Genomic DNA, 11,330 nt, shown 5'->3' with positions numbered 1-11,330 from the left:
GTTGGAGATGCCGGAGGAGTTGTATCCGTCGTATCCCCCTCCTCGCCGGGGGAGCTGGGCGGCGAGGAGGGGGATACGACGGATACAACTCCTCCGGCATCTCCAACGCCTCCCGAACTCTCCCCACCTGGAGGGGGGCATGGCCGGGTGACCGCTGCTCTCTGGAACGGTCCTCGTAAATCGGCATGGGCCGAGTTTACGAAGTGAGTCCAGGGTGAAGCAAGGGTTTGAGGCTTAATATTCTCCAGAGGAAGTCCATTAAAACCACCCTTGCATGGGGTGGGCACACTCCGGCAGCATCACCCAGCCCCTTCGCGCTCGAGGGGCTCGAGGTAGGCCAGCAGCAGGCGTTTGAGTTCGTCCATGACCCGGTGGCCAACCCCCTCCTCGCAGAGCAGGGCCAGGTCGAACAGCCCGTCGGCGACCTGGAAACACACCCCGGCCACCAGCTGGCGGCGGGTGGGCTCTAGGCGCGGCCAGCGCTCCTCGAGCAGCCGCTCCACCCGCCGCACCATGGCCTCGCGGAAGCTCGAGTGCGGCAGGCTTGGGTCCTTGGCCGGGTAACCCTGGAACAGCACCCGCAACAGCCTGGGGTTAGTGCTGTAGAGCTGCCTGAGTGCGGCCACTACCCGCCCGACTACCTCGCCGAGCTCGAGCCGGGCGAGTTCGGGGGTTATAACCGCGTCCAAAAGCTCCAGCGACTCCCGCTCGCAGCGCTGACACAGGGCCTGGAACAGCGCGCTCTTGTTGGGGAAATACTGGTAGAGCGACCCGATGGAGATATCGGCCCGCTCGGCTATGGTGTTGGTGGTGGCGGCCTCGAAGCCGAGTTCGGCGAAAACCTGAGCGGCAGCGTCGAGGACGCGGTTGACCCGGTGCTGGATGCGAAGCTGCTGGGGATGTTTTCGGAGGCTGCTCTCGGTGAGAGGGTTCATAGCTTTTCCTAAAATGTGAATCTTTGCTCGCTTTATAAAAAAAGAGGGGGTGTGGGGGAGCTATAAAACCCATCCCCTTCAGGGATGGTCGCCTCGCCGTGGCGAGGCGAGGACTCCCCCACGTGCCCCGCAGGGACACGTGGCATGGTGGGCGGCTGGTATGTGGTAAAATGCCCATCGGGAACGGCGATTCCCGATGGTTCTTGCCGCCCCGCCTTGGTAGGGCGGGGCAAGGGGTTTCATCCACGAAGCGCTGGATGGGTAAAACCTGTAGTATGCGAATCTCGGTCTGGTGCGACGAAAACCAAGCCGCACTCTTGGCCAAGCTTCCCGCCACGGCGTGGCGGGGCGTGGGACACACGAGAAGTCACGCTTGAGGAGACGGTCGAAACACCGTGCATCACCGTGTAAGACGCTCGTACCGGGCGCAGTGGTGAGCCCAAGAATCCCATATGCTTTAGCCGTGGCAGCGTCAAAAGTAACACAGGCTTCTAAAGCGGCAGCTCGAGGAGGTTGCGCATGGAAATGGTCTTCTGGTTCGGTGGAATTCTCGGAGCGCTCCTGCTCCTCGTCAGCCTGTTCACGCTCTCGCGTAACCCCAGGATCGGGTCGGTGCTCTTGGTGATCGGGCTGGCCCTGGGCTCGCTGCTGATCCCCTCGCTGGGCCTTTGGCGCCAGACCCAGGCCTATTTGATCGTGGGCTTGGCGGGGGTGGGTCTTTTCCTGCTGGCGCTGTTCGTGCCCTCGAGGGTGCGCGGGAAAATGACCACTCTGTTCGTGGGACTGGTGCTGGCTTTGTTCCTGTTTCCCGCCCTCAACGTTACCCAGCCCTGGAACACCAACCCGCTGGCCTTGCTCGAAAACCCTCCCGCCACCGTAGCAGAACCCCAGACTCCGCCCTCCACGCAGCCCGCTCCTACTCCTGCCGAGCCGCCCGCACCAGCCCCCGAAACGCCCACCGATACCCCGCCACCTTCGCCAACCCCGACACCCACTGGCGAAACCCCCGCTCCTGAGCCCACGGCACCGCAAGAGCGGGTGGGTGTGGTCAGCAACGACGCGCTGTGTCCCTGCTTGCTCAAGGTGGTCACGGGGATTGCGGATGCCCGGGTCAGGCTAAGCCGGGGCGGCGTCGAGGTTGCCACCCAGAGCGGGGCGGAGGTGCTGTTCCAGGGGCTCGAGGTGGGCGAATACACCCTCCGCATCGAGGCCGCGGAGTACCAGCCCTTCGAGTTCCAGGTGCCCCTTCGCAACAACCGCGAGCTGACCGTTTATCTGCTCAAGCGGCAGTAGCCTCCTGCGGAAACCGTCAGTAGCCGATGGTCGATAGCCACTCGCGTCCAGCGTACGACCTGAGGGCTATCGACCATCGACGACTTAACCAAACAGCGTAAGCCGCGTGTCCTGACCGGAAGGAGCGGGGGCTTCGATGACCCCTTCAGCCTGGTACAGGTTGACCGTCACGAACTCGAAAAGCTCGTAGGGCTCGAGTTCCACGACGGGCTTTTGTGGCTGCAGAAGATACAGACCCGCCGTGTATAGCGTCTGGAAGGGTTTGGCGGAGGAAAGGTAGTCCGACAGCCGCACTCCCTTGGGGATCTCCAGGTCTCCGGCCAGCAAGTAGGAACCGTACAGCAGGGCCAGCCGCTTTTTCTCCAGCATGGCCCTGGAGGCGCGCGGCGTGGCCGGACGTCCCCCCACCAGCCAGCGCAGGTATGTCTTCTGCAGGGCCACGAAGGCGCTGCTGGCCTTGAGTTCACCGGCCTCGGGTGGGTGCTTGTGGCCCGCTTCGTACAGCAAGGCGCCGGTCACCGGAAGATAAGCTTTGCCCTCGGCGTTCAGGAGGTCTGCCGTGCCGCTGCCGGGGATCAAGTAGATTTGCCCGTAGATGCGGTGCTCGAGGGTATGAATGCGGGCTTCGAAAGCTTCTCGAGGCTGTCGGTACACGGCTTAACTGTAACAGCTACAAGCGGCTTCTGGGGTCGAGCGCATCGCGCAGGCCGTCGCCCAGGTAGTTGAACGCCAGCACCGTGAGGAAGATCATGAAGCCCGGTGCCAGGGCCAGCCAGGGGGCGCTGAAGATGTACTCCTGGGCGTTGGTGAGCATGTTGCCCCAGGTGGCGACGGGGGGCTGGATGCCGAAGCCTAAGAAGGAGAGCGCGGCCTCGACCAGGATGGCGTTGCCCACCTCGAGGGTGGCCTGCACGATGATGGGGGCGATGGCGTTGGGCACCAGGTGGCGAAACATCACCCGAGCCTCGGAAGCCCCCAGGGCCTGGGCGGCGGTGGTGAACTCCTGCTCGCGCAGGGAGAGGATGACCCCGCGCACCAACCGGGCGATGGTGATCCAGCCGAAGGCCACCAGGATGGTGATGATGATGAACACGCTGGCCGCGCTGCCGAAGAGAGCCTCGGCCCAGCGGCCCACCGCCACCCCAGGGTCGCGCAGCAGCGCCGAGAGCACCAGCAGCAGCGGCAGGGTGGGGATGGTCAGCATGAAGTCGATCAGGCGGCTGATGGCGATGTCCAGGTCTAGCTGCAACCGGCCCCACAGGCCCCAGACCGCGGCCAGGGCCACCAGGGCCCACACCAGCAGGAGGGCCAGGCTCGAGAAGGCGTTGCTCAGGGTCCAACTTCCCCCCAGCGCGGCCCGCACCGCGTCGGAGGCCAGGATCCAGCTCAGACGGGCCACGAAGTAGAGGAAAGCGTAGAAAAGCACCCAGGAGATCACCCGCCACAAGGCGAAGAGGGGAGGGTGCCAGCCCTCGTAGGCAAAGGCCAGAGGGCCCAGGTAAAAGCGCAGGGGGCGGCCCGAGAAGTAGCCGGCCAGCGTGCCCAGGATGGTCCCCAGGACCACCGCCGAAAGGGCCACGGTGAAGCCCACCAACAGCGAGATGCGCGAGCCGTAGATGATGCGCGAGAGCACGTCGCGGCCCAGGTCATCGGTGCCCAGCCAGTGCGCGCGGCTGGGGCCCTGGAAGTAAAAGGAAGCCAGGTCGCCCCCGGTGGGCTGGGCGGTGGGGTCGTAGGGGGCCAGCAGGGGGGCCAGGAAGGCCATCAGCACCAGAAGAATCACCACCACCAGGGCGCTCATGGCCAGGCGGTGTTTGCGGAAGCGGCGCCAGGCCAAGGCCCAGGCGCTCTGGGATTTGGGGGCAGGACGAGCGGCACTTAGCATGGCACCTCCTAGGTGTAGCGGATGCGGGGGTCTACCACCGCATACATGAGGTCGGCGATCAGGTTGAAGAGGGCGGTGAGGAAGGCCAGGAAGGCCAGGGCGGCCATGGCCACGTTATAGTCCTTGGCCACCAGCGAGTCGAAGATGGCCCGCCCCATGCCCGGCCAGGAGAAGATGGTCTCGGTGATTACCGCCCCGCCCAGAACCCCAGGTATGGCCAGACCCACCAAGGTCACGATGGGGATCAGGGCGTTCCGCAGGGCGTGCTTGTAGAGCACCAGCCGCTCCGAGAGCCCCTTGGCCCGTGCGGTACGCACGAAGTCCTGGTTCAGCACCTCGAGCAGGCTGGCCCGCATGAAGCGGGTATAGGTGGCTATCTGGATCACCGAGAGGGCCAGCACCGGCAGAGCCAGGTGCCAGGCCCACTGCCCGATGAACGCCAAAAACCCCACGTTGCCCGAGCGCACGTCCGACCACAGCAGGCCGGGCACCCCCCCGGTGGGGAAGCGGGGGAAGAAGGGGAGGTGGTCGGGAATCCAGACCGCAAACAAAAACAAAAGCAGGATGCCCAGGAAGAACACCGGCATGGAGTATCCCATGAAAGCCAGGGTGGTGATGGCATAGTCGGCGGTGGAGTACTGCCGCACCGCCGAGAAGATGCCCACCGGGATGGCCACCGCCAGGGAGATCAGCAGGGCCAGCCCGGAAAGCAGGAGGGTGTAGGGCAGGCGTTGCTGGAAGATGAACTGCGCTGCCGAGATGCCGTAGTCGCGGCTGAGGCCTAGGTCCCCCTGCACCGCTCGGCCCAGCCACTTGAAGTAGCGCACATAGATGGGCTGGTCTAGGCCGTAGGCGCGCTTGAGGGCCTCGAGCTGCTCGGCGGTGATACGGGGGTTGGCCTGGCGCAGTTGGTCGAGGGGGTCTCCTGGTTGCAAGGCCAGAAGCGTGTAGATCACCACCGAGGCCGCGAACAAGAGCGGCACCATCTGAAGCAGCCGGCGTACCGTGTAGGCGAACATTATCTCCTCAGTTTGTCCCTATATTACCTTTTCGGCCACAGGCCTAAAGCGAAGGCGAGGCCCGCCCCAAGGCGGGCCTCAGTCTAAGTTGCTCCACGGCAAGTTTGTCAATGGATGTGGCGAGTTTGCCGTGAAGCCCTCGAACTACCTGGTAGACAGGGCGTACTTGGCCTGGTCCCACCTCTTCTGGGCCCCCCGGCTCTCCCAGCCGATCTCCCAGGCGTTCCAGCCTGGGTAGCCGAAGCCGCCGGAGTAGGCCGAGGCCACGTAGTTCACCAGACCCTTCCTGACGACGTAGGGGTTGGAGCGGAAGTAAAGCGGCAGGGCCGGCACTTCCCTGGCCCAGATCTCCTGGGCCTGGGCGAAGAGATCCTTGCGCTCGGCCTCGTCAAACTCGATGGTACCCTGGCTGGTCAGCCTGTCGAACTGGTCGTTGCGCCAGCCGCCGATGTTCTGGCCCTGGTAGTTGTTGTCCTTGGTGGGCACGAAGATGGCCCCGGTGTTGAGGTTTCTGTACTGGAAGAGGCTGCCGTCTTCGGAGAGGCTCGAGACCCAGGCGAACTCGAACATCCCCGTCCACTTGCACTCGCTGGCCCGCTGGATGAAATCGTCGGCGAAGACCACCGAGGAGGGGGCGTTGTTGATCTTGACCGCGATGCCCACCTGCTTGAGGTTCTCCGCGAAGAACTGCTGGGTGCGCTCGCGCACGGCGTTGCCAGCGGTGGTCACGAACTCGAGCTCGAAGCGCACGGTGCGGTTGCCCACGGTGCGCTGCAGGATGCCATCCGGTCCCGGCCTCCAGCCCAGCTCGGCCAGAAGCTGCTTGGCCCTGTTGGGGTCGTAGGGGTAGGTCTGCACCTTCTGGTTGGAGAGCGGGTTCACCGGGGCAATCCAGGTATTGGCCACCGGTTGCAGCCCATCGAAGAAAGCCTTGACCAGCCCCTCGCGGTTCATGGCGTACAGCAGCGCCTGGCGGGTGCGCACGTCGTTGAGCTGCAAGTCGGCTACCTGCTGGCAGTTGGTGAACTTGTTGATGTCGATGTGCTCCCAGATGGCCCCCGGCACGAACCAGATGTCAAAGCGGCCTGGGGTGCGGCTGGTGAGCTGCCTGCTGCGCCCCTGGTCGAAGGTCAGGGCAACCGAGGAGGTAGCGTCGATGCTGCCGCCCAGAATGGCCACCAGCAGGGAGTTGGTGTTCTGGATAAAGCGGTAGACCACCTTCTGCACGTACTTGTCGGCCCCGCCCGCCGGGATGATGGGGAAGTTGGGGTTGCGCACCATCTCCAGAGTAGAGTTGGGCACCCAGCGGGAGATCCTGAAGGGACCCATGGAGGGGTACTTGCCCGAGTTGAGGAACTGCGGGGTGCTGAACTTGTTGAAGAAGCCCCTGTAGAGCTCGTTCAGCCGTTGGGCATCCTTGTCGGGGTCCAGGCCAGCCGCCGCGGCCTTGACCTTGTTCCACTCCTCTCTCATCAGGTGGGCCGGGGCGTAGCTGATGGGGCTCCCGTAGGTGTCGTAGTAGTAGGCCGGTTCGAAGGTCACGGTGAAGTTTTGCTTGTCCTTGACGGTGAGCCTGACCCGTTGCCAGTAGTCGGGGTTCAGCACCGGCATGCCCTTGGCCTTGCCCACCTCGTAATAGAAGGCGATGTCGTCGGTGGTGAATTCGTTGCCGTCAGACCACTTAAGACCAGGCTTGAGGGTCAGGTCCATCTCCAGGCGCTTCTTGCCGCCCCCGATGTCGATGGCCCGCAACCTCCTGTTGGCCGGGGTCGGCACCTCGGTGACCAGGTTGGCGGTGTTTTGGCTGTTGGCGTCGAAGCCGATCAGGGGGGTGAAGAGGTACTGCTGGATCTCCGACTTGATGGCCTGGTTGGAGATCACGTCGAGGAAATCGCCCATCAGCACCCTGGGTTCCTGCGAAGTCCCCACCACCAGGCTGTTGTCCTGTGGTCCCGCAAAGGCCAGACCCGCCCCGATGAGCCATAAAGCCGCTAGCTTGTTGAGGTGTCTCATGAAACCTCCTCTTTGGTACGTTCAGACATTCTTGGCAGAGATTGCCGAGCAAATTATATGGACGATGGACGAAATCGTAAATCGACCAGCGCCCCGTTTAGCCCAGGAGCCTGAAGGGTCTATCCACCGAACGGTGGAGCCACCGCTGAGGTATATGCGCCGCGCTTTTCGAATGGCACCTCCCCAGCGCTTCGTGGAACGCCTCGACCCGAAGGCGCGTGAAATCGGTATGATGGGCCGCTAGAGGTTGGCAGATGATCGTCGTCAAGGTGGGGGGTTCGGAGGGCATCAACTACGAAGCGGTCGCCAAGGACGCGGCGGCGCTGTGGAAAGCGGGCCAGAAGCTCATCCTCGTGCACGGGGGTAGCAGCGAGACCAACAAGATTGCCGAGGCTCTGGGCCACCCGCCGCAGTTCCTGACCCACCCCGGTGGTATGACCAGCCGCCTCACTGACCGGCGCACCCTCGAGATCTTCGAGATGGTCTACTGCGGCCTGGTGAACAAGCGCATCGTCGAGCTATTGCAGCGTGAAGGGGTCAATGCGGTGGGCCTTTCCGGGCTAGACGGACGCATCTTCGAGGGCAGGCGCAAGGAGGCGGTGAAGTACGTCGAGGGCGGCAAGATCAAGATTCACCGCGGCGACTTCACCGGCTCGGTCGAGCGGGTCAATACCGCCTTGCTCACGTTGCTGCTCGAGGCGGGTTACCTGCCCGTGCTCACCCCCCCAGCCGTGAGCTACGAGGGCGACGCCATCAACACCGACGGCGACACCGCGGCCTCGATGCTGGCCACCAGCCTCAAGGCCGAGGCGCTGCTGCTTTTGTCCAACGTCCCCGGACTGCTCGCCAACTTCCCCGATGAGTCCAGCCTGATCCGCGAGATCCCGGCGGCAAAGGTCGGTGATCCGGCTTACATGGCCGTGGCGCAGGGGCGCATGAAGAAAAAGGTGCTGGGCGCGGTGGAGGCGGTGCAGGGCGGGGTGGGCCGGGTGATCTTCGGGGATGCGAGGGTCGAGCAGCCCATCCAAAAGGCCCTGGCGGGGGCAGGTACGGTGGTGCGCTGAGCCTCTTCCCGTCCGCGCGGGCTCGCAGAAGTGTGAATAGAACCGCATTTTGTGCGACTGTCGTAGAAAGGCTTCCATGAGAAGTCTTAAGGGTAGAATGCAGGGGCTATGACGCGGTTCGTGTTGGTCCTGCACTCCCACCTCCCGTACGTGCGCGCCCACGGGATGTGGCCTTTTGGCGAGGAGACCCTTTACGAAGCCATCGCCGAGGTGTACCTGCCCCTGGCCCGGTTGCTGGAGCGCCTCGAGGCCGACCGCGTTCCGGCTCCTATGACCATCGGCATCACCCCCATCCTGAGCGAGCAACTCGCCGACGCCAAGGTCAAGGAAGGATTCCTCAAGTATTGCGAAGACCGGCTGATGCGGGCCGAGGACGACCTGGCACGTTACCAGGCCACCGACCTCGCGGCCTCGGCAGCCCATCAGGTGAGCCACTGGCAGGAGACCTATAGCCACTACCAGCGCCTGGGCGGCGATGTGGTGGGCTTCTTCGCTAGGGCCCAGGAGAAGGGACAGATCGAGGTCATCACCTCCTCGGCTACCCACGGCTACTCGCCGCTGCTGGGATCGGATGCGGCGCTGTGGGGCCAGATCAAGACCGGCACCGACGCCTACCGCCGTCACTACCGCCGCGAAGCCACCGGCTACTGGATGCCCGAGATGGCCTACCGCCCCAAAGGTTACTGGGAGCCCCCGGTGGATGGAGCCAGGCCCGGAATGCGGGCCGGGGTGGACGAATTGCTGTATAAAGCTGGCATTCGCTACACCTTCGTAGACGCGCACCTGGTTCAGGGTGGCCAGAGCCTCCCGCCCCAGCTCGGCCCTTATGGCCAGGTGGAGTCCATCCAGCTCGCCGAGTCGAGCGAGGCGGTCTACCAGGTACACGAACTCGAGTCGGGCCTGCGGGTGATGGCCCGCAACCAGGAGACTGCGCTGCAGGTCTGGAGCGCCGACTACGGCTACCCCGGCGACGGGGCCTACCGCGAGTTTCACCGCAAGGACCCCATCTCGGGCCTGCGCCACCACCGCGTCACCCATCGCAAGGCTGGCCTGGGGGACAAGCAGCCCTACTATCCCGAAGAAGCCTTCAACCGTGCCAAGGAGCACGCCCGCCACTTCGTGAGTGTGGTCGAGGGGCTGGCCCAGAAGCACCCCGACGGGGTGATCTGCGCGGCCTACGACGCCGAGCTGTTTGGGCACTGGTGGTACGAGGGCCCGGCCTGGCTCGAGGCGGTGTTCCGCGAGCTGGCCCAATCCAAATCCGTCAAGGCCATGACCGCCCGCGAGGCCGTGCGCGGCAAGGCGGTACGCACGGCGCTGCCCGAGGGAAGCTGGGGACGGGGCGGCCACCACGACGTATGGCTCAACCGCGAGACCCTCGACTTCTGGCGGCTGGTCTACCGCGCCGAGGGCCAGATGATCGCCGCCGTGCAGCGCTTTGGCCGCGACCAAAACGGAAAGCGCCGGGCCCTGCGCCAGCTCATGCGAGAGCTGCTGCTGCTGGAATCCTCCGACTGGCCCTTCCTCATCGACACCGGCCAGGCGGTGGAATATGCCCGCGAGCGCTACGAGGACCACGCCGCCCGCTTCGCCGAGATCTACCAGATGCTCAGCGATGACCGCATCGACCTGGGCCGCCTGAGCGAACTCGAGGCCCTCGACAACCCCTTCCCTGAGGCCGACCCCAGCCTCTACGCTACCGGCGAGCCAGAGACGAGCGCGAAGAACCTGGTGGCCGAGCTGCTCGAGGCTACCCAACCCGCCCGCATGGCCCACCGCGACGCCTACAAGGCCACCCAGGGCAAGCTGCCCGACTACCAGAGTCTCCGCGCGGCCACCACGGAGGAAGAGCCCCCGCCCGTGGTCTACGAGGCCGAGGGGCTCGAGGGTGGGTCAGATGAAAAAAAAATGACCCAACCGGCTGAAGCCGCTCCGTCTTCGGTGAGCAGCGGGGCTAAACCCGCTACCAAGGCGGCCAAAGCCAAGGCCCCGGCGAGCAGGGCCAAAGCGGTCAGCCCTGAAACCGAAGCGCGTGATCCCCTCGTCGAGATCAAGGGCATCGGCCCGACTTACCAGAAGCGCTTGTATGAGGCGGGCGTGTTCACCTTCGCCCAGCTTGCCAAGCTCAAGCCCGCCCGGCTGCTGGAAATCGTGCAGGCTCGAGTCAGGGTGGACGTGGAGAGCTGGATCGCTGAAGCTAAAGCCCTGGCCAGGAAAAAGAAATAGGACAGCCCAACTCGTGCAGGGGCGAACCTCGCGTTCGCCCCTTGTCTGGCATTTGGGGTTTGGTTGTGAGCTACCCACCCTCGACCATCGACGCCGCCCTGTACCGCTCGATGCAGGCCCTGACCTCGGCGATGGCCCGCTCCCGCCCTTCCCAGCCCGTCACCTTGACCCACTTGCCCTTGTGGGCCTCGAGGGCCTTGTAGGTTTCGAAGAAGTTCTGGATTTCGGCCTTGGTGGCCTCGGGCACGTCGGAGAGGTCCTTGATGTGGTCCCAGCGGGGGTCCTCGGCGACCACGCCCAGGATTTTGGCGTCACCGCCCTTTTCATCCTGCATATCCACCATGCCGATGATGCGCACGTCCACCACTACGCCAGGGAGCAGTGGGTAGGTAGCGAGGATGATGCCGTCGAGCGGATCGCCGTCTTCGGCCAGGGTGGAGGGGATGAAGCCGTAGTCGCCAGGATAGAACTGCGCGGTGGGCAGCACGCGGTCGAGTTTGATCGCTCCGAGCTCGGGGTCGTATTCGTACTTGTTGGTCGAGCCGCGAGGGATCTCGATGATCATGTGTACGATTTCAGGGGCCTTCTTGCCGACGGGCAATTCCTTGAGGTTCATAGCGAGGCCATTCTATCAGCCGCTGGATGCTCCTGGCCCTTGGCGATGGCTCGGTTCCACAGCAAGGCGTCGGGAGAGGGAGCCACCTTCTGCTGGCGGGCCTGCTGGACGAGCGTCTGGGCCTCGTCGAGGAGTTGTCGGGTCACCGGTTGAATCGCTAGAGCCAGGCCGCTCAATAGGCTTACGGCAATGCTTAGCCACACTCTCATGCGCACCTCCTTTGGGGATCGGGCTCATTGAACGCCCCTCCCATGAAGGTTTGCTGATGGGGCCATCAAC

General features: G+C 64.3%; 9 protein-coding genes and 1 pseudogene. 3 read left to right on the top strand and 7 right to left on the bottom strand.

Going from position 1 to position 11,330, the window contains the following annotated elements:
- Positions 1-299: 299 nt before the first annotated feature.
- Positions 300-935 (bottom strand): TetR/AcrR family transcriptional regulator, encoded by a 636-nt coding sequence (locus Mrose_RS06445; protein WP_119276629.1) that lies wholly within the window; start codon positions 933-935, stop codon positions 300-302.
- Between the two features lie 519 nt (positions 936-1,454).
- On the opposite strand from Mrose_RS06445, the gene Mrose_RS06440 reads away from it, so the two are divergent.
- Complete coding sequence (locus Mrose_RS06440; protein WP_119276628.1) at positions 1,455-2,228, top strand: carboxypeptidase regulatory-like domain-containing protein; 774 nt, start codon at positions 1,455-1,457, stop codon at positions 2,226-2,228.
- Between the two features lie 84 nt (positions 2,229-2,312).
- On the opposite strand, the gene Mrose_RS06435 is transcribed toward Mrose_RS06440, so the two are convergent.
- The 4 genes from Mrose_RS06435 to Mrose_RS06420 form a co-directional block, all read right to left on the bottom strand.
- On the bottom strand, positions 2,313-2,882 hold the full coding sequence (locus Mrose_RS06435) for a DUF6812 domain-containing protein (protein ID WP_119276626.1): 570 nt from the start codon (positions 2,880-2,882) through the stop codon (positions 2,313-2,315).
- A gap of 16 nt (positions 2,883-2,898) precedes the next feature.
- The gene (locus tag Mrose_RS06430) at positions 2,899-4,113 is read right to left on the bottom strand and encodes an ABC transporter permease (protein ID WP_119276624.1); all 1,215 of its coding nucleotides are present in this window, start codon (positions 4,111-4,113) and stop codon (positions 2,899-2,901) included.
- Positions 4,114-4,121: 8 nt separating this feature from the next.
- A complete protein-coding gene (locus Mrose_RS06425; RefSeq protein ID WP_119276622.1) occupies positions 4,122-5,132 on the bottom strand; it encodes an ABC transporter permease in 1,011 nt (336 codons plus the stop codon).
- Positions 5,133-5,276: 144 nt separating this feature from the next.
- Complete coding sequence (locus Mrose_RS06420; protein ID WP_119276620.1) at positions 5,277-7,145, bottom strand: peptide ABC transporter substrate-binding protein; 1,869 nt, start codon at positions 7,143-7,145, stop codon at positions 5,277-5,279.
- 254 nt (positions 7,146-7,399) lie between these two features.
- On the opposite strand from Mrose_RS06420, the gene Mrose_RS06415 reads away from it, so the two are divergent.
- Together Mrose_RS06415 and Mrose_RS06410 are read left to right on the top strand one after the other, a co-directional pair.
- On the top strand, positions 7,400-8,209 hold the full coding sequence (locus Mrose_RS06415; protein ID WP_119276619.1) for a [LysW]-aminoadipate kinase: 810 nt from the start codon (positions 7,400-7,402) through the stop codon (positions 8,207-8,209).
- A 108-nt stretch (positions 8,210-8,317) separates the two neighbouring features.
- Positions 8,318-9,904, top strand: a pseudogene (locus Mrose_RS06410) (1,4-alpha-glucan branching protein); the annotation flags it as partial.
- Positions 9,905-10,505: 601 nt separating this feature from the next.
- Here the strand turns inward: Mrose_RS06410 and Mrose_RS06405 are convergent.
- The gene (locus Mrose_RS06405; RefSeq protein WP_119276615.1) at positions 10,506-11,051 is read right to left on the bottom strand and encodes an inorganic diphosphatase; all 546 of its coding nucleotides are present in this window, start codon (positions 11,049-11,051) and stop codon (positions 10,506-10,508) included.
- Entirely contained in the window at positions 11,048-11,260 is a 213-nt protein-coding gene (locus Mrose_RS06400) for a hypothetical protein (protein WP_119276613.1), read from the bottom strand. Before Mrose_RS06400 ends, Mrose_RS06405 begins: the two co-directional genes overlap by 4 nt.
- Between the last annotated feature and the right edge of the window lie 70 nt (positions 11,261-11,330).

The sequence above is a fragment of the Calidithermus roseus genome (genome assembly GCF_003574095.1).
Lineage (GTDB): Bacteria > Deinococcota > Deinococci > Deinococcales > Thermaceae > Calidithermus > Calidithermus roseus.
This window is presented reverse-complemented; position numbering and strand designations above follow the sequence as displayed.